Below are 22,677 nucleotides of genomic sequence, written 5' to 3' on the forward strand. Positions count from 1 at the left end.
GATTCATGTTCCTCTGGAAGACCGCCAATTGCTTGGAGACTGACCATACTTTCGTTTAAACAGTTTAGAGAAGTGAAACTCGTCATAAAATTGCAGCTGGGATGAAATTTCCTTCACTGACAGGCTTGTTGTCTCCAGCGATACTTTGGCCGATTCTAGCTTTAAATTTTGCATGTATTCGCTGGGGGATTGGCCTGTTAATGCGCGGAAGCGCGAAAAAAAGGACGTTCGCGACAAGCCGCTGCGTTCGATGAGTTCTTCGACCCGAATACCTTTATCCATATTACGATGGATATAGATTAATATATTGTTGAGTTCGGTTTGGCGCGAGGTCTGCCCTGACTCAAGTTCTCTAGCAAAGAGTACCAATAGTTGTTGCAAGAAGATATTCGAAGAATAAGCGTAGCCGAAGGATTCTGCAATCAAAGTATCAATGATACGCTCGCACAGCAGTACTGCCTCTGCAACTTTTCCGGTTGTTTCGACCTTGCTTACAGGGAGCTGCAGATTTCGAATGGCATCCAGGGAATTGAAATCAAGATAATAAAATTTCCAGTTATTATCCTGACACTTGTATTCGGAGGGAATTCCCTCCTGAACGAAAAAGAAAGTGCCTGCATGCAGCTCATAGCGGTCATTCCCTTGGGATAGGATGCCCTTACCTTCATAAGTAATAAAAAGACCGGGAACGACGAATCCTTCACTGGTTATAATGTTGTAGGCATCGTCAGCCTGCACTTTCCAAATCGAATTAAATTGAGGGAAGCTGATGGGTTCTTTTCCAAGTATATAAGGAATATTCATGTAGGTCATATTAATCAACTCCATGCCATTGTTCTAATATACATTTAATTTCACTAATTTCCGTAAATTCTATGTATAATATGTACAATTATACATGATGTGAATACATGTATCCATGGATGCATAGATGATTTTCCTCTACACTTAGAACAAATACCGAGTAGAGGAGTGTAATTGAAATGAAGCTAAAAGTTGGAAGCCGTGAGTTGGAGATGGATGGAAAAGAGCTTACAGAGCTCAGAAGCTCTAATGATATTTTTCATGATGTTCAGGCGCTGCGTGATCGGATGGAGGAAGACGGTTATTTACTGATCCGCGGGTTTCATGATCGCGATAAGGTGATGCAGGCTCGAACAAATATTTTGGAAAAGATGAAACAGATGGGAAAGCTAGATCGGGATACGCAATTAGAAGATGGCGTCATGGCAGACGGAAGCAAAACGATTTTTTTTGGAGGAACGAACGAGGATCTTCCTGCACTGCTTAATGTTTTGAATGGGGAGCACATCATGCGTTTCTTCGATGAATTTCTCGGAGAGCAATCACTGACCTATCACTACAAGTGGCTTCGTGCGGTAGGCAAAGGTGATTTCACAGGAGCGCACTACGACATTGTTTACATGGGAAGAGGTACCCCGAATGTCTATACCGTATGGTCTCCTCTTGGAGACGTTTCGTATGAAATGGGGGGACTGGCGATTTGCCTCGGCTCGCATCGATTTGAAACGCTGAAGCAATCGTATGGATCCAAAGATTCGGATCGTGATGGTTTGGGACATTACACGGATGATCCGCTTGTTATTACGGAGAAGTTCGGTGGTCAGTGGGCGACAACTCAGTTTCAGGCAGGCGATGTACTCATTTTCGGCATGTTTTTAATGCATTGCTCACTGGAGAATACAACCAATCAATACCGAATTAGTGTGGATGCGAGATACCAATCAGCCTTCGAAAAGGTTGACGAAAGATGGAGCGGCAAAAAGCCGAAGGGTCATTTTAAATAATTGTACTAGCCACCCATTGCGGTGGCTATTTTATTGATAGGAAGTGAAGCGTCTACTTTGAAAAGATGATTGACTGTAGTATTAATTAGATTTATGCTTTGTAACAAAATTGAATCCACGAAATTATTTCCATAATTCACTTCTACAAACAAAAAAATAGATAAAAAAATACCGATTAGACTAGAAAGGGCGGTCTGCAACAATGCTTAAATTGATGAGAAACAAGTATATTGTTGTTTTGATTGTTTCTACCGTTTTTATCATATTTTGGATCTATAAGCCGATAGAGAATACTCGTCTCACAGTTGGCACGATTGAAAGCAAGGAAATTAAAGGCGGGAATCATTTTATAAATATTATATATGCTGACCAAACTCGTATGGATAAAATTAAAGTTCCATTAACAACTTGGAATCTAATAAAGGCAGATATTGAATATTTTTTCGTTTATAAATTTAATTTAATACGCAAGCCTTATTTAGTAGATATTAGAGAGCACTAAAGTTATTGTACTGACGAACTTGGCAAGATGATGTATGCCGTTCGTTTATAACGATTATACATTCCTCTCCAGCAATGTCCCCAGTTGTTCTGCTAAGACATGATGGGGGACAGGCATTTCATTCATGAACCACCATTCCACTACTCCTACAAAAGAAGAAGCGACAAACCTCACGAGAAGATCTTCATTTAACCCCTCATTTTTTCCTTTCGTTATATCGATTTCATTCTTAAATTCTTCGATAAGAAATGCAAGAAATCGACCGTGAAAGTAAGGAGCGCCTTTACTCGCTAACATCATGGAAAAGAATGAATAATGACGTTCAAAATATTCAGTCCAGATTAGAGTCGATTCGGTAAAATCCAATTCCGCAGCCGCTCTGCACGTTACCCTTAGCACGTCAATATGTTCTTCAATGAGTTTATCCAGCAGATCATATTTATCTAAATAATGAAGATAGATGGTTCCGCGGCTCACATTCGCCCTGTCGGAAAGATCCTGAATTGTAATATCATCAAAATTTTTTTCTGACATCAGATCTATAACCGCTTTTTTTAACGCATCCTGCGTTTTTTGTATTCTTCGATCCACTTTAGCCAATTTCAGGTCACCAAGCTTTCGTAAATAATTAACAAATATACAGATGTTGTTCATTAATTAACAAATCGCGTTCAGTTAACAATTGCAGATGTTATGCATCTGCTTATAATTATAGACAAGTGTTCATTAATGAATCAATGATTATTATTACGTCATTGAAATTGGCCATACATTTTGCTCCGAAGCAAGAGAAATTTATGTATTGACTTAGAGTTCACTCCAAGGATTAAGCTTCTTTATATCATCTGTATTTCCTGATTATTGTTCATTAGTAGAAATCAATACATTTTGCACTTGAGGAGGAATGAAATATCGAACGTCTATGGACGAAGTCGTTTATTCTCATGACTATAGGTAACCTGTTTTTATTTAACGCATTTTATATGCTGTATCCGACGCTGCCACTGTTCATCAAGCAATTGGGAGGCAATGAATCGCAGGTCGGTCTGGCGATGGGAGCGTTTATGTTGTCTGCTGTTATTTTACGGCCGCTAGTTGGCGGTCTGCTAGACCGGTTCGGCAGGCGACCGTTTATCATTTGGGGACTGATTTTCTTCATCCTAGCAATGTATATGTACAACTGGGTTGGGGGAATTGCTGTTTTGCTGGGGCTCAGAATATTGCATGGCATGAGCTGGGCGGTATCTACTACTGCTACGATGACGGCGATAACAGATATGCTCCCATCCACCTGTCGCGGCGAGGGAATGGGGTGGTTTAGCACATCCATGACACTGGCTATGGCAATCGGCCCGATGTTCGGCATCTGGGTTGCTCAAAATCGATCATTCAGCGATTTGTTTTTAATAGCTGTGGTCCTCTCTGCAGGAGCACTGCTCCTGATGTTAGGTGCAAAAATGCCTTTTCAGCCAAAAGCAGGCACAAGAAAAATTGATTTATTCGAAAAATCGGTTTTGCCAGTTGCGGCCTCGGTCTTTTTTCTCTTTATTGCTTATGGCGGCATTACAACCTTTGTTCCGCTATTCGCTGAGTCGATTCAGGTTAATTCCGGCTCGTTTTTTCTAGCATTTGCTGCAACGCTTGCCCTAAGCCGTCCTATTTCGGGAAAACTATCTGATCGGTACGGAGAAATTTTTGTCATTGTACCGGCACTTGTAATTACGTTTGGTGCATTGATTGTGTTGAGCCTCTCGAGCGGATTGATGGGCGTACTACTATCGGCGATTTTATATGGTATTGGCTTCGGTTCCGCGCAGCCAGCTCTTCAAGCGGCTACGATCCGTTTGACCCACCCGAACCGTATAGGCGTAGCGAACGCCTCTATCTCGACTGCTAATGACCTTGGTATTGGGTTAGGTGCGATCATATTAGGCTCTGTCTCTCAGTATGCAAGCTATAAGGTGTTGTTCATCGTTAGTGCTTTGTCCGTCGCGATTTCCTTGATTCTTTTTACTCTTTTTGCGAAACGCTCGTTACAAAAGAAACCGTCTCTTCATGCAGAATCGCTTTCTCTCGAATCACGCTAATCTTAAAATATCGATATTAATACTATGTATTAGAAACCATCCTTGGAGGTGGTTTTTTGCTTTTCGCAGCTACAACATACTTGCTGTAACTCCGCCAGAATGCCAAATAGAGGTCGACGGTTGCATGCAATAGGCTTATTACTTGTTTGATCTACAACTGTGTTCATGATTGCAAATTGAAAGTTCTATTATTTTCCTATACAATAACAATGAGAACAATTCTCAATAAATACACTTATATAAGTGTTTATTGCTAAAAAGCAAAGAGTAATACACTTTGATCGCTGCGAGAGCAGAGAGAGGATTTGAATCGAAGCAAATGAACATTAATGACCATATCCAATTATGGGATCAGGCAATTGTAAGGGTTTTAGATGTTAGACAAAACACGTTGGAGCAAGGAAAATGCTTGAAAAAGTATACATTGCCCACCAGCACCTTTGTTTATATTGTTCGCGGCAGAGGTCGGCTTTGGCTGGACGGAGATGTCCATTTTGCCGACAGGTTTTATGTGCTGCATGGTGGGAAAGGAGCTTGCTTGGAGATCGAAGCAGAAACGGCAATTGAATACTATCTGATTCTTTATAAGGCTGTATTGCCGCAAAACTGTCTATATGATTTTAAATTACTGATGCAAAGTGATAATCCATTCGAGAAGGCATACAGCTATACTCCATATGACGGGTTGGCACTCTTGGAATTTATACAAATGATGCATAGGGATTGGATTCAAGCAAACAAGCTGGACATGCTGCAGGTTAGAGGGGTATTTTATCAATTCGTACATAGGCTGTTTCGTCAAATGCTGCAAAGCTCTGAGGCAATCAGTCAAAATAATCTAGCAGAGCAAGTATTGCGCTTTTTATCCGATAGATATCAAGAGCCGAAATCAATTGAATCATTATCTTTGGAGCTAAATTACAGTCCACAGTATCTTACGCGCAAATTTAAAGAGCAGACAGGATTCAGTCCGATTGAATATGTCATTAAATTGAGAATAGAGAAAGCGCAATTTTTATTGCTTACGACAGATGCTACTTTACAAGAAATCGCACTGAATGTGGGATATTCAGATTTGTTCTATTTCAATCGTATTTTCAAAAAATATGCTGGTATTGCACCTGGTAAATTTCGAAATAAACATCTGTCCGATCAAGGTCAGGGTTCTAATCATACAAAAAAAGCGTTAAAAAACTCCATTGTTAATCAAACCTCTCAAAACTATATTTATAATGAGAATGAAAAACATTCTCAATTAATAGGAGAAGAGGATTACACAATGAACAAAGGCTCCAAAACGGTAATGATGTCCACATTATGGCTCTGTTTTGCGATTATGGTTAGTGCGTGCTCAGCAGCCACTAACACCCCGAGAAACGCGAGCTCGGGCAATCCGACAGGAACAGAGAAAACATCAGACAATCAGTCTGCCAATAGTTCTTCAACTGCTGCGCAGTTAAATGAAACCAAAATAGTATCTACCCATTTTGGTGATGTGGAAATTCCAATTAAACCGAAGCGAGTTGCATCTATTGACTATTTGGGCACTGTAATTGCTCTTGGCGTTGAACCGATCGGTTCCAATAATGTGCTGCTGAATAGCCCGTATTTAAAAGGTCATTTGGAAGGTGTGGAAGATGTCGGTGACTCCATAGAGAAGCTCCTTTCTATGGAACCGGATATTATTATTACACATACGACTAAGCCAGAGGTTTATGAGAAATATAGTGAGATTGCGCCGACGGTGTCTATCGCCTCTAATACCTTCAATAGTGTTCATGAAGAATTAACCTATTTCGGAGAAGTATTAGGCAAAGAAGATGAGGCGGCTGAATGGTTGAAACAATATGATCTCCATACAGCTGAAGCGAAGGAGAAAATTGCAGGGCTTTTACCAGAAGGTTCTACATTTTCTGTATTCCAGGAATATGATGGACAAGTTTTCGCATTTGGCCCCAAATCAGGTCGTGGAGGCAGAAATATTTATCAGATGCTGGGCCTTGCTGCTCCAACTGCAATCCCTGAAAATATATTAGCTAATACTTATTCGAAAATATCAATAGAGAAACTGCCGGAGTATGCAGGGGACTACATCGTCCTAACGACCGAGTCATCGCTGGAAGAGCTCAAAAAAGATCCAATATGGGGTTCTCTGGAAGCGGTACGTGAAGAACGAATTTTCCTTTGGAATGAAGAACGTTCATGGTATCGTGATCCTATCGCTCTCCTCGCACAAACGAAGGAGTTGGCGGACTGGATTGTTGGTTTGTCGAAGCTTAAGTAATTTAGGTATAGGAAATAGGTGTAGGTTTGGAAATTTAAACCCTCTGATATGAAATTGGTTCCGTGAACATAGATAGAAAAAAGGTCAAGCATGGTGTGTACTCACCGTACTTGACCTTTTTTTCCATAGGCTGCTATTTCACCAGCTCCAAAAACTTGCTTGCCGCATTGGATAGCGGCATATTGTGCATGATCATAAAGCCTACTTGAGAAGGAGGCATCTGAATATCCAATTGAATCTCAAAGAGAGAGCCCTCTTCCAGTTCTTTGGCAATAAATTCTTTAGTCACATAAGAAATTCCGAGGCCTTTCCGCGCAAATTCAATGAGCAAATCAACGCTTCCTACCTCAATTTCAGGCTTGATTTGATGCCCATAATTTTGGAATAGTTCGGTAATCGCCATTCTTACACGACTGTTTCGAGAGAATAGGATAATTGGATACTGGAGCAGCACCTCTAATGAGAGCACCTTGTCCTTAAGCTCAGCATATCTTGCTCCTGCTACAAAACAATCCTGCAGCTGAATGCCCTTCATAACTTCTAGCTGCGAATCGACGATGGGCATACGAACGACGCCCAAATCGATTTTGCCTTCCTTCAGAAAAGCGATGGTTTCTGGTGTCGTTCCATGATTCAGATGCAGCTTGATACCGGGATGTTTTTCGTGATAGGTTTCCAAATAAGGCAGCAAATAATGCTTGAACAACGAATCGCTTCCACCGATCCGCAGCTCACCGCTGTCCAAATTTTTAAGCGCCGCCATCTTCTCTTCGGCTAGCGAGATGAGAATTTGAGATTTCTCAATATAGGAATAAAGGATTTCACCTTCTTGCGTCAGAGCAACGCCCTTTGAATTCCGGTAAAACAAAATGATGCCTAAGCTGTCTTCCAGCTGCTTGATGGCATGGCTAACGCTCGGCTGGGTGATATACAACGATTTTGCGGCTTGGGATAAGCTTCCCTTCTTCGCCGTCCAGTAAAAAACTTTGTACAGCTCATAATTGATCATAGACAGTATCTATAGCTCCTGTGAAAAATATGAATTACTTGTATAGGTCATATTCGTATTATAGTGGAATTAGGAAATAGAAACCAGTACTAACTACAAAGCACTGCTGGAAGGAGTAAGAACATGGAGGCTACCACATTTGTTTTGTTTGGAGCGACAGGGGATTTAGCAAAAAGAAAAATTTACCCTGCTTTGTATAATTTATTTATTGATCAGAAGCTGCCGGAGTACTTCTCCGTGGTCGGCCTCGGAAGAAGAGAGTTATCCGATAAAACCTTTCAAGACAATGTCGAACAATCTCTTCGTATGTTTTCCAGGCGTGAAGCAAATGATCCCGAATTGATTCAAAATTTTTTGCGTGCTTTCCGCTATAGTGTATTGGATGTTGGCCGCAAAGAAGATTACCATAAGCTTCTTCATCTTATTGAGAAGCGGGAAGAAGAGCTGCGCATTGCCCCAAATCGCTTGTTTTACTTGTCGGTTGGACCTGAATTTTTTGAACCGATTGCAGCTAACATTCACGAGAGCGGTCTTGGTTCTGCAAATGGTTGGAAGCGGCTTGTAATCGAGAAGCCATTTGGTCATGATTTGCAGTCTGCTCGGGAATTGAATGAAAACCTGAGCAAATCGTTTGAAGAAGAAGAGGTTTTCCGCATTGATCATTATCTTGGCAAGCCGATGGTTCAGAAGCTTGAGGTTCTGCAGCAAAGCAATCCAGTCCTTCAAGCACTTTGGGACAAACGCTACATTGCCAACGTTCAAATTACGGCAAACGAAATTGTAGGCGTGGAAGAAAGAGCTGGCTATTATGATCATGTTGGTGCAATCAGAGACATGTTCCAGAACCATATGCTTCAATTGCTCATGATGTTGACCATTCATCTTCCGAACAACAGCACCTCAGAAAATGTCCGTTTCAAAAAGAAGCTGGTCATGGAATCATTGGAGCTGCTGCAAAAAGCAGATGTCAACACCCAAGTTGTAAGGGGACAATATGGAGAAGGAGCGATTCAAGGGAAATCGGTGGTCGGTTATACCTCCGAACCAAACATTGCTGCAAACTCCATGAACGACACCTTTATTGCAGCTAAACTGCAAATCGACGATTACTTCTGGCGGGGCGTTCCTTTCTATATCCGTACAGGCAAAAGAATGAAGGACAAATCGACTAGAATTGTGATCGAGTTCAAAGAACCAATCAAGCAGGCTGCTACAAAAGATGATAGTAAGATTCCTAATTTGCTTGTATTTGAGATCAGTCCTGACGAGAGCATCAGATTGCAATTAAATACGAGGGACCCTCAGCACAAGGGCGAATTCAAGCCCATGAATATCGATTTTCATGCGACAAGAGACAATGTGCCTGAAGCTTATGAGAATTTGATTCACGATGCTTTGCACGGCGACTCTACATTTTTCGCGCATTGGGACGAAGTCGAATTGTCATGGAAATGGGTTCAACCCATTTTGGAAGCCTATGAAGAAAACTTAGTTCCGCTGCATCGTTATGCAGCTGGCACATACGGACCGGTTGAGTCTGATATGCTGCTTGCACAAGACGGCTTCCATTGGTGGTTCGATGAGAAGACCGAACAAGAAATCGAAACCATAAAAGGAGAACAATATGCTTAATACAAAAACAATTGAACAACTATCTATTGATACAATCCGTACACTGTCTATCGATGCTATAAACGCTGCAAATTCCGGACATCCGGGGCTTCCAATGGGAGCTGCGCCTATGGCGTACTCACTTTGGGGCAACCATCTTAATCACAACCCTAGCCATTCAAAATGGTTCAACCGTGACCGTTTTGTCTTATCCGCGGGTCATGGCTCGGCTTTGCTTTACAGCCTGCTGCATTTATCCGGCTATAATGTATCACTCGAGGACTTGAAGCAGTTCCGTAAGCTGAACAGCAAAACGCCTGGACATCCTGAATTTGGCCATACAGATGGCGTTGATGCAACAACAGGGCCACTGGGACAAGGACTTGCGATGGCTGTAGGTATGGCAATGGCCGAAGCTCACCTAGCATCAAAATTTAATCAAAACGGATACCCGGTTGTTGATCATTATACGTATGCACTTGTCGGAGACGGCTGCTTAATGGAAGGAATTTCTTACGAGGCGATGTCTATGGCTGGACATATGAAACTCGATAAACTCGTTGTATTGTATGATTCCAACGATATTTCCTTAGACGGCGACCTCAATCTTTCTTTCGGGGAAAACATGCAGAAGAGGGCGGAATCTGCTAACTGGCACTATTTGCGAGTTGAAGATGGCAATGATATCGAACAAATCACGAAAGCGATCGAGGCAGCGAAGAGCAATGAAGAGCAGCCGACCATTATCGAAGTTCGTACGGTTATCGGATTCGGAAGCAAGGCAGCAGGAACGAATAAAGTACACGGCAATCCACTAGGCAAAGAAGAGGCAAAAGCGACAAAAGCGGTTTACGGTTGGGAGCATGAGGAAGAATTTACCGTTCCAGCAGAAGTTCAAGCTCACTTTGCACAGTTGAAACAAAAAGGCGAAGCAAAAGAAGCAGCGTGGAATCAGCTAATGGCTGCTTATAAAGAACAGCATCCGGCGCTTGGTACGGAACTTGAGCAAGTCATTGAAGGTTCTGTTGTCATCGATGCTGCAGATCTTCTTACTTTTGATGCTTCCAAAACAGTTTCTACACGTGTAGCGAGCGGTCAAGCGATCAATCATTACCTTAAAACGGTGCCTTCAATTTTTGGCGGTAGCGCAGATTTGTCGCATTCAACGATGACGGATATTAACGGTGAAAAAACCTTTGCTGTTGAATCTTATGCAGGACGTAATATTTACTTCGGCGTTCGCGAGCATGCTATGGGCGCTGCTGGTAATGGTATGGCACTTCACGGCGGCGTAAAACCGTTTGTAAGTACATTCTTCGTGTTCAGCGACTATCTGCGTCCGTCCATTCGTTTGGCTGCACTGCAGAAGCTTCCTGTCATTTACGTATTTACACATGATTCCATCGCTGTTGGCGAAGATGGACCTACTCATGAGCCCGTTGAGCATTTGACCGCATTGCGCACGATTCCTGGGCTTACAGTCATCCGTCCGACTGATGCTAATGAAACGGCTAATGCTTGGGCTTATGCTTTGCAGCAAAATGAAGGACCAGTAGCTTTAGTACTAAGCAGACAAAACTTGCCTATATATGAAGAAACTAAAGGCAATATCGCTGCGGTTGCGAGCGGTGGTTATGTTCTTACGGAGACGAACGACAAGCCTGACATTATTCTGATTGGTACCGGTTCTGAGGTTTCCTTGGCAGTTGGCGCAAAAGCTGAACTTGAGAAGGAAAATATCTCGGTTCGTGTAGTAGCTATGCCAAGCCGTGAATTGTTCAACCGTCAATCGGCAGAATATAAGAAATCAGTGCTGCCTGCATCTGTTACGAAACGTTTAGCTATTGAAGCTGGCATTTCGTTAGGCTGGGATAGTTACACAGGACCAAGCGGCAGCGTATTGTCCATCGATACTTTTGGCGCTTCTGGCCCAGGTGGTGAAGTTTTAGAGTTTTTCGGATTTTCGGTAGATAATGTGGTTCGAATGGCGAAAGAATTACGTTAAGCAACACATGAAGACAATAAAAATTTAATAAAAAAAACGGAGGTTTTAATTATGAAATTTTTCATCGACACTGCGAATTTGGTAGATATCAAAAAAGCTTATAAAATCGGTGTATTGTCTGGTGTTACGACGAATCCATCATTGGTTGCCAAAGAAGGCGTGAAATTCGAAGACCGCATAGCAGAAATTCTCCGCGAAGTGCCTGAGGTTGAATCGGTATCAGCAGAAGTAACGCCTGATGCAGAAACAGCTGAAGAAATGATCGCGCAGGCAAATGAACTGATCAAAATCAACAACAATGATAAAAACATTACAATTAAGCTTCCGATGACGCTAGCTGGTCTAGAAGCTTGCCGCTACTTGACGAAAAAAGGCGTGAAAACAAACGTAACTTTGATCTTCACTGTGAACCAAGCGCTTTTGGCTGCTCGCGCTGGTGCGACTTACGTTTCTCCATTCCTCGGTCGTTTGGATGATATTTCGGAAGATGGCGTATTGCTCGTTACGAAGATTGCTGAATTGTTCCGCACGCACAATCTGGATGCCCAAATCATCGCTGCATCTGTTCGCCACCCGGATCATGTTACTCGTGTAGCGATGGCTGGGGCACATATAGCAACGATTCCGTTCTCTGTAATCGAACAAATCTCCAAACATCCTCTAACGGATCAAGGCATGGAGAAGTTCGCAGCTGATTGGAAGAAAACAGCACAGCAATAAGCTGCGGTTCCCAAACCTTAATCGGTTCGACTAGCCTTGCATAGAAGCCTATATAGTTCATATATTCGCACTGCTAGGCAAGTCGGATGTCGAAGGGAATAAGCAGAGTTTTTAAAGCTTTTAATTACATCAGGACAGTAATGACAGGGAGGCAGTTAAGATGAAGAAACAACAAATTGGCGTGGTTGGTTTGGCCGTAATGGGTAAAAACCTAGCCTTGAATATAGAAAGCAAAGGTTTCTCGGTTGCCGTGTATAATCGTTCAGCAGAGAAAACGAATGAACTATTGGCGGAGGCGCAAGGGAAAGATTTTGTCGGCGCATTCAGTGTGGAAGAATTTGTACAATCACTGGAATCGCCACGTAAAATTCTTATCATGGTGAAAGCAGGTCAACCGACAGATGATACGATCAATCAGTTGGTGCCGTATCTGGATCAAGGAGATATTCTAATTGATGGCGGAAACGCCTATTTTCCAGACACACAGCGCAGAAACAAAGAACTTCAAGCATTAGGCTTCCGCTTTATCGGAGCCGGTGTTTCTGGCGGCGAAGAGGGTGCGCTTAATGGACCAGCTATCATGCCAGGCGGTCAAAGGGACGCATACGAGCTTGTAGAGCCAATCTTGACAGCTATTTCAGCAAAAGTGAATGGTGACCCATGCAGCACTTATATCGGTGCTGACGGCGCTGGTCACTATGTCAAAATGGTACACAACGGCATTGAATACGGCGATATGCAGCTCATTGGCGAAGCGTACCACCTGCTCAAAGATGTATTGAACCTGAACACTAGCCAGCTTCATGACATTTTCACGGAATGGAACAATGGCGAGCTGGATAGTTATTTGATTGAGATAACAGCTGATATTTTCAAGAAAATTGATCCGGAAACAGGCAAACCAATGGTAGATGTCATTCTCGATTCGGCAGGACAAAAAGGTACTGGCAAGTGGACTAGCCAAAGTGCATTGGATTTGGGAGTGCCATTGTCGATCATTACGGAATCCGTGTTCGCACGGTTTATCTCCGCTATGAAAGAAGAACGTGTGGCTGCAAGCAAAAAATTAAACGGACCAGCGGTATCCAGCTACGACGGTGATCCGCAGGAATTTATCGAAGCTGTTCGCAAAGCGCTGTACACAAGCAAAATCGCTTCCTACGCGCAAGGCTTTGCCCAAATGAGAGCTGCTTCTGACGCTTATAACTGGGATTTGAAATATGGCAGCATTGCAATGATCTTCCGTGGAGGATGTATTATCCGTGCAAGATTTTTGCAAAATATTAAGGATGCCTATGACCGCAATCCAGCTTTGAATAACCTATTGATGGATGAATACTTCAGCAATATTGTTGAGAACTATCAAGAGGCTTGGAGAAAAGTCATTTCCATCGCTGTAACTAGAGGCATTCCGGTTCCAGCATTCGCTTCCGCATTAGCGTATTATGACAGCTATCGTACTGAAAGACTTCCTGCTAATTTGCTGCAAGCGCAACGGGATTATTTTGGAGCACATACGTTCCAGCGCCTTGATAAAGAAGGAAGCTTCCACTTTCAATGGATGGAAAATAACGAATAACGATTAAAAACAACACAGACTCCTAGCAGATAATCATGAATTCATTTTTCATGTTATCTGTGTAGGAGTTTTTTGTTTCAAATGGCGTATGGAGACAGTGATTTTGGAGCGGGATGGATAAAAGTTGTTTTTGACAGAAGGAAAATTATACAATGGAAGTAAGGAACTGCTTGAAGTAGCCATCCTCATATTGTAAATGAAGGGAAGAGTGCCGATGAACACACGAATGAAACAACTTGAGGATCGACTTTCCAACCAGCAACATAAGGATTTATTTCTGCAAACGATGCACACGCTGAAAGCGATTGACGATCTTGCTGATCAGCACAGACGCTTTCAATCCATGCAGGCCATTAGCGGCGTCAAAATCATAGGTACGGAAGAGGCTTTGTTTTATGAAACGCTGACACAAGTGAAAGAAGAGATTGTGTCTACGCTGGAGAAAACGGTGAAGGACCTGGAGCACAAAGGTGATAAAAACTATACAAAAAACTTCAAGGACGGCGTAGAGTAACCCATTCGCAGCCACAAAAAAAGTTGAGTAGAAGGAAAACCTCTGCTCAACTTTTTTTGTGTTCATGGTGGTACAAGAGCACAGATTCTTTTTTCTTTGTAAAAGGAACGATTTGTTAAGCGCAACTTTCAATCCTCTTACACGTCTGTAAATTATGGGATTATATTGAAAACATAAAATTAGAAAGAAATTTAACCTTTGTAAGATCATTAATTACGAATAGGAGACAAGATGAATTCAAAACGGTCGAGAATACTTATTTACTTTGTATGTGTATTTCTACTTCTAGTTTATTTTGGAAATAGAAGCGAACCCTGAGATAAAGCGAGTCATTATTAGCAATGATAATTTTAACAATGTTGAAGAGGACAATTTGGAATTCATTAAAAGTGAATCAACGCTATACATTGAATTACCTGTACGAAATGGGTATGCGGTATCATATCTAGAAATTAATCCTAAGGACAATAGGGGATTTGTTTTTCGTGGTATAGATAATAACGGTCATTTAATCGCAGCAACTAGATAGCAATAAAAGGCTGCCATCGGCAGCCCTTTATTCATGGAACAATTGCATCAAAATCGTTCAAGTCATTATTTTTTTAAGTGATAAGGTACTGTAGTGACGATCACATTTCTTCTATATAACAAGTGTGCACGAATCAATAAACTGGATTGGTTATGCAGCATATTGTGCCAACCTTTTTTTGGAATAAACTGCGGGATGATGACAGTAACTTTGTAATTTGATTCACTCGCCTTGCGCTGAACGGTATCAATAAATTTAGTTAATGGTTGAATGATGCTTCGATAAGGCGAATGTAAAGTAACTAGTCTCACATCAGGCTGCCACGTTTTCCATTTCTCTTCGAAAGTGAATTCATCCTCTCTTTCAAATGGAATGTGAACGGCAATGATCTGGTGAGCAGATAGCGATTTAGCATAGTTCAATGAGTTCTCGACCACATGCGTAATACCAGCCACAGGTAGTATGATCACATTTCCCTCAATAGGTATCGCTGCCTCAGAGGTCGTAATTCGCAGTTGATCAGCTACAGATTCATAATGTTTTCTAATTCGGTGAAAGAGCAAAATGATAAGAGGTAGAAAAACTAATACGGACCACACCTGTGCGAATTTGGTTAAAAAGAACATCATGGTGACGATAAAGCTTATAACCGCACCTGTTGAGTTAATGATTAGCTTAGATACCCAGCCTTGCGGTTTTTCGCGAATCCATTTTACCATCATACCCGTCTGCGAGAGTGTAAAGGGGATAAACACACCTACGGCATAAAGTGGGATGAGATGCTCAGTTCGGCCTTCAAATGCTATAATCAACAGGATTGAGAAAACGCCCAGAATAATAATGCCATTGGAATAACCTAATCTGTCTCCTCTAATGGTAAACATTCTAGGGATAAATTTATCTTTTGCTAAGTTGACTGCCAGCAATGGGAAAGCAGAATACCCTGTATTAGCAGCGAGGATCAGAATTAAAGCGGTTGTTCCTTGAATAAAATAATACATAAAGTTCCGACCAAACGTATGTTCAGCAATGTCTGAAACAACGGTGACTTCTTCCCGGGGACTAATACCATAGTAATAAGCTAAAAATACGATTCCCGAAAATAATATGGCAAGCAGCGTTCCCATCGCAATTAACGTTTTGGATGCATTATTTGGAGACGGGCTTTTAAAGTTGGGTATTGCGTTCGAAATAGCTTCAACCCCTGTTAAAGCAGAACTTCCAGAGGAAAAAGCTTTTAGCAGCAGAAACAAACTGATTCCCGCCACTGGCGTTCCAATTGGTGTATGTAATGCTGGCGAGACATTGCCTAATAAAATGTTGTAAATGCCTACAATGATTAAAATGAATAAAGCCAAAACAAATAAATAAACCGGATAGGCTAATATTGAAGCGGACTCCGTTACTCCCCTTAAATTCAAGATGGTTATGAACAATACAAAAATAATCGCAACAATTACATTATAAGGATGCAAGCTTGGAAAAGCTGACGTAATGGCATCTGTTCCAGCTGATACACTTACCGCTACCGTTAAAATATAGTCAACTAAAAGTGAGCCTCCGGCTACTAACCCAGAGTATACACCTAGATTTTTCTTGGATACGACATATGCTCCTCCGCCATGAGGATATGCGAAAATAATTTGCCTATAAGATAAAATAAGTGCTAATAATAAAATCAATACACCAATGGCAATTGGTATGGAATACCAAAACGCTGCGGCACTAACGGTGATTAAGACTAACAATATTTGCTCAGGACCATATGCCACAGAGGATAAGGCATCTGAAGAAAGAATGGCAAGAGCTTTTGTTTTATTCAGTTTTTGCTCGCCTAATTCCGTTGATTTTAATGGTCGTCCGATTAAAAACCTTTTTAATGAAGAAAACATTCGTTAGCCTCACCTCGCTTAATTTATTGTGTGTATATTACCCTGCAAATGAAATAATTAAACTTTAAGAAATAAAACTGGAGCGACTTAACAATCGCATAATCATTCCTTCCCTTTTGAGCTTCATAAATGTAGTACGGTACTTGCTATTACATGGAAATTGTTCTTGGTTTAAATAATGATGAGTTGGCCAAATTTATTCTCCGCAATGGATCAAAAACAAATGAAATGGGATTTGATAATAAAACAAATTATTTTATTTATTCAGCAGAGAGAGTACGAGGGAGTGATTTATTGGGTGGTCAAATTGGATTAGTAGGCATACTACTCGTTTTTGCTAGTTTATTTTTAAGAAAATGGATAGTTGGAACCGCAAAAAAAAGAAACTTCAGATAAGGGTAAAAAAGTGAGTATGTGGGGAATGATCATCGCAGCACTCATAGCAACAGCTATTATTATTTTTATTGATTTAGAAGGAAATGCTCTGAAATGGTTTTGTATGCTGTTAATTTTTATCGTTGCGGGTTTTCAATCATTTGTAGACTGGAAGTTTCTAAAAGGATCAAAAGAATATATGGTTACACTTCTCGTTTTAGTTATTGGTGTAACTTTATCTTATTTCATCATTTAGTGTTTCAGCTCGGCTTAGCATGTACAAGCCGAAATACGCGATGAGTGCTTGACAAAGTGAGTGTATTGTTCGAAAGATCTGCGATCACATCACGATCATTCAATGAGGTTAGGTATGAGCTTGAATTACTCACCGCATCATATATGGACGTTATCGACATATGCTAAAACTTTTGAGGAGAGAAATAAGTTATATGATGGATGAATCCTCCGCTGTAGGTTCTGTATGTACTCGAACTTGAGCTGATGCGTATAGGGCAAACAGAGGCTTCGAATCGTAGTTTACTGCTAAGCAAGTCTAGATGCATAAAAAATTGAAAACTCAAGTTGTCATTCATTTGCCAGAATAAGCTTTTGTGTTTAATCATTAATCTCACCGTCAGCGCATATCATCCGGTGCCGAATTCGCTAACGAACTGTAGCAACCTTATTATACAGAAAATTACTCTTCTAAAGTTTTAATGAACCGTAACGTCGTTATTTCATGCTGTAGAGGGTGTTTTGCGTTATTTTCCACGAAATAACGATTGTGGAGTTCGTTAAAATATATATTCACTATAAAGGGTCTAAATAAGAGCTGCTAGGTTCGTAAGAGATTTATACACTATTAATGACAGCTGCGAACAACGGTTTTTGAGCGTCTAAAGCTTAGGCTGCTTTCGTGAATTTGGATAAGCGACTATACATAATGAGTTTAAAAAGTAAAAATATCGCTTCAACATATAGCACGATTAGATAGGGGCTGTCTCAAATGTAGATAAATCTACTTTTGAGACGGCCTTTTGCTGTATAAAGCGAGAAAAGTGAAAGTGAAATGAGCTAATTATTGTCTTGTAAGTGATAATAAGCGCATTTCCAATGTACATCTGACCTATTTAAGTCGATGTTTAGGGATTAAGAATTGATTTGCTTTTTCGACTAACGCTTCTTTTCTTCGTATTTTTCTGAATAAGTATCGGTAATGTTATTTTCTTAATTGAGATTGTATCTATTCATAAACGAAGTAGACCAAGGGCAAGTCGGTATAAAGTAGTTATTGCTGTTAGGAGTAGAAAGAGGACATGGAAAATGCTTTAATGTGGCTATTTATCGTAAAATTTATTACAAAGATATGACTTTATCCAGCAATAGCTCTATCGAGTCATGCGTAAGCAAGCAAGTATAAAAGAAAATGATATTAAGGCAATCGATGCTTTTTGATGCTTTTGAAGCATTTGAAGCTCTAGGAGCTTTAGGAACTCTAGGAGTTCTAGCAGCTTTAGGTGGTTTTGAAGTTTTTAAAGGATTTGAAGCTTTTGTAGATTTTTAAAAGCTATCAAAGCTATCAAAGCTCACAAGTACAACCTTCATGTGGATCACCGACCCAACGCGGCGGATAAACCTGTGAAGGGGATTTTATCAAAATGTAATGTTAGCACGACAAAAATGAGAGGAGGCAAACCTAAAATGAGTAGTTTAAAACAGTTTTCAGTAGGTGTTGCGATTGTGTTGGTTTTGTTATTGTCAGCTTGCGGCGGAGGAACAACAGGAGACGCGCCAAATAAGGACAACAGCGGTGAAGGCACAGAGAGCAGCGAGGCAGTGGCACTTTATAAGAAAAGGTGTATTTCTTGTCATGGCACGGAGCTGCAGGGAAGAGCCGGCCCTAATTTGCAGCAGGTCGGAGCCAAGCTAACAGAAGAGGAAATAGTGGATGTTGTTTCCAATGGACGTAAGGGTATGCCAAAGTTCGAGAGCAGCTTAACGACGGAACAGATTCAAAGTTTGGCTGCATGGCTGGCTGAACATAAATAAATATAAATAAATGCCAAAGAACCGTTAATCAATAGACTCAGCCATTTACAAAGAAAAACAAGGGTCTACTCTACAAGTCAAATTGACTTTTAGAGTAGACCCTTTATTCATCTCTTAACGTAGAGTTTCTGAACACTATTATTCTTTCGAGTGTTTAGTTATATTCATCAAGATAAGTGGATGACCATTTCCTCGCCCAAGTGACAAGTTTTCTTGAATGGGCTGCTTCGCACCAACGAGCAGGAGAGCTGTCAATGTATAATCTTATTGTTTATTATTAAGTTTTTTGTTGCAGCATCAAGTGTGGTGTATGCTTACGAAATGACATCCTCATGAGGTGTTGATACATAAGACTTCGCCATTTTATCCTGAAGGACGTTGTCTTCTTGAACGAGTTTTGCTCCATTCAGCATGAGATATAAGCCGCCTGACAGAAATAAGCCTCCTAAAATAATCCAATACAGCATGTTTTATTTCTCCTTTCTGAATCTATTTCGATAGTCCTATCATTATAAAAGGAAATGGTGCCTGAAAATAATAGCTCGAAGTAGTCATTTCCTTGCTAAATGTGTCCGATATGTTTCGTTCATGTGAGCAATGTACCAATCAATTTCAGTGTAGGAGTCAACATTGAATTTAACTTTTATCAATTTTACATAATGGGAGGATAGCTAAGCTGAATGTAGAATAGAGTAGCTATGAATTCCAGCGAGGGGTGGCATCAATATAAAGAAGAATTCAAATGATTTAAGTAAACGCTTTCAATGGTAAGGCAGTTGTTAAGCAACTAGAATGTTTTGTCATCATTTAATGAAACTATCGCAAACGGTTAATGGAAAAGGGTGAAGGCATGTTCAGGAAAATGATTATTATCCTGTTATTAATTTTTACTGCAACCGCATGTCAGGGGCGTTACTCACAAAGTGAATATGACGTGATCCATTCCATTAAATCGAATTCAACCTCAGAGAAACAGGAAGATCATCGAAAGTACACCATCGGCATCGTACCAAAAGTAATGGGGATTTCTTATTTTAATGTCGCAGAAGAAGGTGCGATGGAAGCAGCTAATGATTTAGACGTTAACGTCATTTATGAAGGGCCTCCAATCGCTGATGCATCAAAGCAGATTAATGTGATTAGACATCTTATCAATTTGTCGGTAGATGCGATTGCAGTTTCTGCAAACGATCCAGAAAAGCTGCTGCCAATCATTTTAGAAGCCAAAAGCAAGGGGATCAAGGTCATTACTTGGGATGCAGATACGAATCCAGAAGGCAGAGATTTTTTTGTCAACATGGTCGATACAGAGACATTAGGCCGCCATTTGTTGGATACGCTTGCATGGAACACAGAAGAAACTGGCGAATACGCAATTATGACAGGAGCGTTCTCTGCTTCTAATCATAATGAATGGCTCAAATGGATCAAACATCAGCAGAGTGAGTTTTACCCAAAAATGAGGCTGATTGATATTGTAGAGACGGAAGATGATCCGCAAAAGGCTTATGAGAAAGCAAAACAACTGTTAGCTAAGTACCCGAATCTTGCAGGCATTATCGGCAATTCTTCTGTAGGACCTCCAGCTGCAGCACAAGCTGTAAGAGAAGCTGGCAAAACAGGTCAAGTCAAAGTTGTCGGTCTCTCCACGCCGAATTTGATGCGCGATTATTTAAAGGATGGCTCCGCACAAATGGCGACACTTTGGAGCCCCAAAAAACTTGGATATTTAACTGTTGTGCTTGCAAAAAATCTGCTCGAAGGCAAGCTGCCGTATGATGGTCAAGACATTTATAATGTTGGGACTATCAGGGTGAACGGGGATACGGTCATTATGGGAGAACCGATCGATTTTACAGCAGAGAATGTGGATCAATATGATTTTTAAATTTCCAGAGCAACTGCGCTTCAGAAACTATCGGCTCAGCTCTAAGCTTATATTAGTTTATTTACTGCTTAGCGTTATCCCTATGTCGCTGCTCGGTACTTTTTCTTATTTGCAGTACACAAAATCAATTGAAGAACAAATTGGTGAATATATGCCGCGTTTTCTGTATCAAGCAAATGCGAATATAACGAAGCATATGGAGGATTTTGCAGAGCTGCATACGTTAATGTTCAACTCTGACAATATGATCGCTATTTTGCGTCGCGACTCCTATCAGAGCCGTTCACAGCTGAATCAGGACCAATTCGAGGTAAACAATTATTTGGCACGTACTTATTTAAATACGGGGAACCCCGATGTTATGGGTGTTTTCATATTTTCGAAAAACAGGTTTTTTTACAGTGCGAGATCAAAGTTTACAGGTCTTAATGCGGATAATGCTTTTATCCCTTATGGCCAGGATCTTGATTTAAGGGGAAAAGCGAAAATTATTCTTCCTAGCCAAATCAATCTGACATTCGAGAATAACGAACCCTATGTACTGATCATGAAACAGATGAATGATGTGGATAACCGCAAAAGCCTGGCGACAATGCTGGTTGCGGTAAAGCTCTCTTTTATTGACAATATATTGCGGGAGTTTGAACAGAACAATACAGCAGATTTATGGCTGATGAACCGTGAGGGCGAAATCATCTTTCATACAGATGAGGAGAAAATAGGAGGCTTTGATGAAGAAATAAATCGATATCCCATTTTTAACGGCAGCTTTCGAAAAGGGTCAGGGAAAAAAGCGGTGATCGTCAGCCTTAGTGAATCAAATGATTTTGACTGGATACTAGCTCATAGCATACCGCTAAAATATTTAACAGAGCGTACAGATTTGGTTATGAATGTGACCATTTTTGTATTTATTTGCTTTGTCCTCATTACTTCGATTATTTCGATTTTCTTCGCAATGAATGTAACGCGGCCGATCAAGAAGCTTTCCCGTCTAATGAAGGATGTAGAAATGGGCAGGTTTCAGGTGGATCTTAAGGTTGAAAGCAATGATGAAATTGGAGCACTCGCGCGCAGCTTTAATTCGATGGTAGCTACGATTCATGAGCTGATCGAAACGAATTTTGATATCAAAATTAGACAGAAGGAAGCAGAGCTTTACGCCCTGCAGTCTCAGATCAATCCGCACTTCATGTACAATACGCTGGAGACCATTAACATGGCGGTAGAGGACGGCAGATCGGAAATGGTTGTCGAGATGGTTACACTGCTTGGCCGTATGCTTCGTTTTTCCGTTAGCAACAAAAACAAATTTGTAGCGATTGCGGAAGAAGTCCAGCATATTAGCAATTATTTGACCATTCAGAAATATCGATTCAATGATCGGCTGTTGTTTGAGATCGATAAAAAAACGGACATTGAAACCTTTTATACACCCAAATTTATTTTGCAGCCGGTCATTGAGAATGCCATTAAATATGGTCTTGAAACCCGTAAAGCACTTGATATTCGTCTAAGCATTAGTCGTGAATTTGGTGCGCGTTCTGGAGAGGAAGATATCGTTTTTCGCATATGGGACAACGGTCCGGGTATCGATCATGATCGATTGGAGAAGCTCGAGAGGTCGCTCAGATCGGAGACACTAGCCCACAAGGATTCTGGGTTCGGGTTAAGCAATGTGAACGCTAGAATTATGATTATGTTAGGCCAGCAGTATGGGGTGCAGCTTCATAGCATTTTTGGTAAGGGAACTGAGGTTATTATCCGTATTCCTGTCATCACCCTGAACGATGTGGCAGAAAAATCGAAAAGCAAGGAGGAGTAA

Annotated in this window: 19 protein-coding genes; 14 read left to right on the forward strand and 5 right to left on the reverse strand. The window is 41.0% G+C overall.

The annotated features are described in order from the left end of the window. Positions 1 to 3: 3 nt before the first annotated feature. Positions 4 to 813: an AraC family transcriptional regulator gene (locus ACIFSR_RS16640; RefSeq protein WP_430058478.1), complete on the reverse strand. Its 810-nt coding sequence runs from the start codon at positions 811 to 813 to the stop codon at positions 4 to 6. A 170-nt stretch (positions 814 to 983) separates the two neighbouring features. Between ACIFSR_RS16640 and ACIFSR_RS16645 the strand changes: the two genes are divergently transcribed. Together ACIFSR_RS16645 and ACIFSR_RS16650 are read left to right on the forward strand one after the other, a co-directional pair. Next, positions 984 to 1,808 (forward strand): phytanoyl-CoA dioxygenase family protein, encoded by an 825-nt coding sequence (locus ACIFSR_RS16645; protein WP_430058482.1) that lies wholly within the window; start codon positions 984 to 986, stop codon positions 1,806 to 1,808. 202 nt (positions 1,809 to 2,010) lie between these two features. Next, the gene (locus tag ACIFSR_RS16650; RefSeq protein WP_430058485.1) at positions 2,011 to 2,310 is read left to right on the forward strand and encodes a hypothetical protein; all 300 of its coding nucleotides are present in this window, start codon (positions 2,011 to 2,013) and stop codon (positions 2,308 to 2,310) included. Positions 2,311 to 2,364: 54 nt separating this feature from the next. Here ACIFSR_RS16650 and ACIFSR_RS16655 read toward each other — a convergent pair whose 3' ends face one another. Then, the gene (locus tag ACIFSR_RS16655; protein WP_339202996.1) at positions 2,365 to 2,910 is read right to left on the reverse strand and encodes a TetR/AcrR family transcriptional regulator; all 546 of its coding nucleotides are present in this window, start codon (positions 2,908 to 2,910) and stop codon (positions 2,365 to 2,367) included. A gap of 311 nt (positions 2,911 to 3,221) precedes the next feature. On the opposite strand from ACIFSR_RS16655, the gene ACIFSR_RS16660 reads away from it, so the two are divergent. Together ACIFSR_RS16660 and ACIFSR_RS16665 are read left to right on the forward strand one after the other, a co-directional pair. After that, positions 3,222 to 4,397, forward strand: coding sequence for an MFS transporter (locus tag ACIFSR_RS16660; RefSeq protein ID WP_430059318.1), 1,176 nt, complete (start codon positions 3,222 to 3,224; stop codon positions 4,395 to 4,397). 277 nt (positions 4,398 to 4,674) lie between these two features. Further along, the gene (locus tag ACIFSR_RS16665) at positions 4,675 to 6,681 is read left to right on the forward strand and encodes an AraC family transcriptional regulator (RefSeq protein ID WP_430058488.1); all 2,007 of its coding nucleotides are present in this window, start codon (positions 4,675 to 4,677) and stop codon (positions 6,679 to 6,681) included. Positions 6,682 to 6,814: 133 nt separating this feature from the next. On the opposite strand, the gene ACIFSR_RS16670 is transcribed toward ACIFSR_RS16665, so the two are convergent. Next, positions 6,815 to 7,690 carry a LysR family transcriptional regulator gene (locus ACIFSR_RS16670; RefSeq protein WP_430058491.1) on the reverse strand — a complete coding sequence of 292 codons (876 nt, stop codon included), beginning with the start codon at positions 7,688 to 7,690 and terminating at the stop codon, positions 6,815 to 6,817. Between the two features lie 123 nt (positions 7,691 to 7,813). Between ACIFSR_RS16670 and zwf the strand changes: the two genes are divergently transcribed. The 5 genes from zwf (at position 7,814) to ACIFSR_RS16695 (ending at position 14,119) form a co-directional block, all read left to right on the forward strand. Next, the gene (zwf, locus tag ACIFSR_RS16675) at positions 7,814 to 9,322 is read left to right on the forward strand and encodes a glucose-6-phosphate dehydrogenase (RefSeq protein ID WP_430058494.1); all 1,509 of its coding nucleotides are present in this window, start codon (positions 7,814 to 7,816) and stop codon (positions 9,320 to 9,322) included. Beyond that, positions 9,315 to 11,306, forward strand: a complete 1,992-nt coding sequence (tkt, locus tag ACIFSR_RS16680; RefSeq protein ID WP_430058496.1) for a transketolase — start codon at positions 9,315 to 9,317, stop codon at positions 11,304 to 11,306. Before zwf ends, tkt begins: the two co-directional genes overlap by 8 nt. 51 nt (positions 11,307 to 11,357) lie before the next feature. Then, a complete protein-coding gene (fsa, locus tag ACIFSR_RS16685) occupies positions 11,358 to 12,026 on the forward strand; it encodes a fructose-6-phosphate aldolase (RefSeq protein WP_076265617.1) in 669 nt (222 codons plus the stop codon). Positions 12,027 to 12,186: 160 nt separating this feature from the next. After that, a complete protein-coding gene (gndA, locus tag ACIFSR_RS16690; RefSeq protein WP_339202987.1) occupies positions 12,187 to 13,605 on the forward strand; it encodes an NADP-dependent phosphogluconate dehydrogenase in 1,419 nt (472 codons plus the stop codon). 214 nt (positions 13,606 to 13,819) lie between these two features. Next, positions 13,820 to 14,119, forward strand: coding sequence for a hypothetical protein (locus tag ACIFSR_RS16695; protein WP_076265619.1), 300 nt, complete (start codon positions 13,820 to 13,822; stop codon positions 14,117 to 14,119). A 594-nt stretch (positions 14,120 to 14,713) separates the two neighbouring features. Here ACIFSR_RS16695 and ACIFSR_RS16700 read toward each other — a convergent pair. After that, entirely contained in the window at positions 14,714 to 16,540 is a 1,827-nt protein-coding gene (locus tag ACIFSR_RS16700) for an APC family permease (RefSeq protein ID WP_339202983.1), read from the reverse strand. 153 nt (positions 16,541 to 16,693) lie between these two features. On the opposite strand from ACIFSR_RS16700, the gene ACIFSR_RS16705 reads away from it, so the two are divergent. From ACIFSR_RS16705 to ACIFSR_RS16715, 3 genes are all read left to right on the forward strand, one after another. Continuing rightward, positions 16,694 to 16,936 carry a hypothetical protein gene (locus ACIFSR_RS16705; RefSeq protein ID WP_430058501.1) on the forward strand — a complete coding sequence of 81 codons (243 nt, stop codon included), beginning with the start codon at positions 16,694 to 16,696 and terminating at the stop codon, positions 16,934 to 16,936. Further along, positions 16,905 to 17,171 (forward strand): DUF4181 domain-containing protein, encoded by a 267-nt coding sequence (locus ACIFSR_RS16710; RefSeq protein ID WP_430058503.1) that lies wholly within the window; start codon positions 16,905 to 16,907, stop codon positions 17,169 to 17,171. The genes ACIFSR_RS16705 and ACIFSR_RS16710 overlap by 32 nt, the downstream gene beginning before the upstream one ends. A gap of 1,445 nt (positions 17,172 to 18,616) precedes the next feature. Beyond that, positions 18,617 to 18,964, forward strand: a complete 348-nt coding sequence (locus ACIFSR_RS16715) for a c-type cytochrome (RefSeq protein WP_430058506.1) — start codon at positions 18,617 to 18,619, stop codon at positions 18,962 to 18,964. Positions 18,965 to 19,278: 314 nt separating this feature from the next. On the opposite strand, the gene ACIFSR_RS16720 is transcribed toward ACIFSR_RS16715, so the two are convergent. Further along, positions 19,279 to 19,431, reverse strand: coding sequence for a hypothetical protein (locus ACIFSR_RS16720; protein ID WP_430058509.1), 153 nt, complete (start codon positions 19,429 to 19,431; stop codon positions 19,279 to 19,281). A 383-nt stretch (positions 19,432 to 19,814) separates the two neighbouring features. Between ACIFSR_RS16720 and ACIFSR_RS16725 the strand changes: the two genes are divergently transcribed. Beyond that, complete coding sequence (locus ACIFSR_RS16725) at positions 19,815 to 20,852, forward strand: autoinducer 2 ABC transporter substrate-binding protein (RefSeq protein WP_430058512.1); 1,038 nt, start codon at positions 19,815 to 19,817, stop codon at positions 20,850 to 20,852. Beyond that, on the forward strand, positions 20,842 to 22,677 hold the full coding sequence (locus tag ACIFSR_RS16730; protein WP_430058515.1) for a cache domain-containing sensor histidine kinase: 1,836 nt from the start codon (positions 20,842 to 20,844) through the stop codon (positions 22,675 to 22,677). Before ACIFSR_RS16725 ends, ACIFSR_RS16730 begins: the two co-directional genes overlap by 11 nt.

This window comes from Paenibacillus sp. NRS-1760 (genome assembly GCF_050467785.1).
GTDB lineage: Bacteria > Bacillota > Bacilli > Paenibacillales > Paenibacillaceae > Pristimantibacillus.

What these genes read in the sequence shown, in the direction of transcription:
- ACIFSR_RS16640 (WP_430058478.1), bottom strand. Translation starts at nt 813, where the DNA reads ATGACCTACATGAATATTCCTTATATACTTGGAAAAGAACCCATCAGC.
- ACIFSR_RS16645 (WP_430058482.1), top strand. Translation starts at nt 984, where the DNA reads ATGAAGCTAAAAGTTGGAAGCCGTGAGTTGGAGATGGATGGAAAAGAG.
- ACIFSR_RS16650 (WP_430058485.1), top strand. Translation starts at nt 2,011, where the DNA reads ATGCTTAAATTGATGAGAAACAAGTATATTGTTGTTTTGATTGTTTCT.
- ACIFSR_RS16670 (WP_430058491.1), bottom strand. Translation starts at nt 7,690, where the DNA reads ATGATCAATTATGAGCTGTACAAAGTTTTTTACTGGACGGCGAAGAAG.
- zwf (WP_430058494.1), top strand. Translation starts at nt 7,814, where the DNA reads ATGGAGGCTACCACATTTGTTTTGTTTGGAGCGACAGGGGATTTAGCA.
- tkt (WP_430058496.1), top strand. Translation starts at nt 9,315, where the DNA reads ATGCTTAATACAAAAACAATTGAACAACTATCTATTGATACAATCCGT.
- fsa (WP_076265617.1), top strand. Translation starts at nt 11,358, where the DNA reads ATGAAATTTTTCATCGACACTGCGAATTTGGTAGATATCAAAAAAGCT.
- gndA (WP_339202987.1), top strand. Translation starts at nt 12,187, where the DNA reads ATGAAGAAACAACAAATTGGCGTGGTTGGTTTGGCCGTAATGGGTAAA.
- ACIFSR_RS16695 (WP_076265619.1), top strand. Translation starts at nt 13,820, where the DNA reads ATGAACACACGAATGAAACAACTTGAGGATCGACTTTCCAACCAGCAA.
- ACIFSR_RS16700 (WP_339202983.1), bottom strand. Translation starts at nt 16,540, where the DNA reads ATGTTTTCTTCATTAAAAAGGTTTTTAATCGGACGACCATTAAAATCA.
- ACIFSR_RS16705 (WP_430058501.1), top strand. Translation starts at nt 16,694, where the DNA reads ATGGAAATTGTTCTTGGTTTAAATAATGATGAGTTGGCCAAATTTATT.
- ACIFSR_RS16715 (WP_430058506.1), top strand. Translation starts at nt 18,617, where the DNA reads ATGAGTAGTTTAAAACAGTTTTCAGTAGGTGTTGCGATTGTGTTGGTT.
- ACIFSR_RS16720 (WP_430058509.1), bottom strand. Translation starts at nt 19,431, where the DNA reads ATGCTGTATTGGATTATTTTAGGAGGCTTATTTCTGTCAGGCGGCTTA.
- ACIFSR_RS16725 (WP_430058512.1), top strand. Translation starts at nt 19,815, where the DNA reads ATGTTCAGGAAAATGATTATTATCCTGTTATTAATTTTTACTGCAACC.
- ACIFSR_RS16730 (WP_430058515.1), top strand. Translation starts at nt 20,842, where the DNA reads ATGATTTTTAAATTTCCAGAGCAACTGCGCTTCAGAAACTATCGGCTC.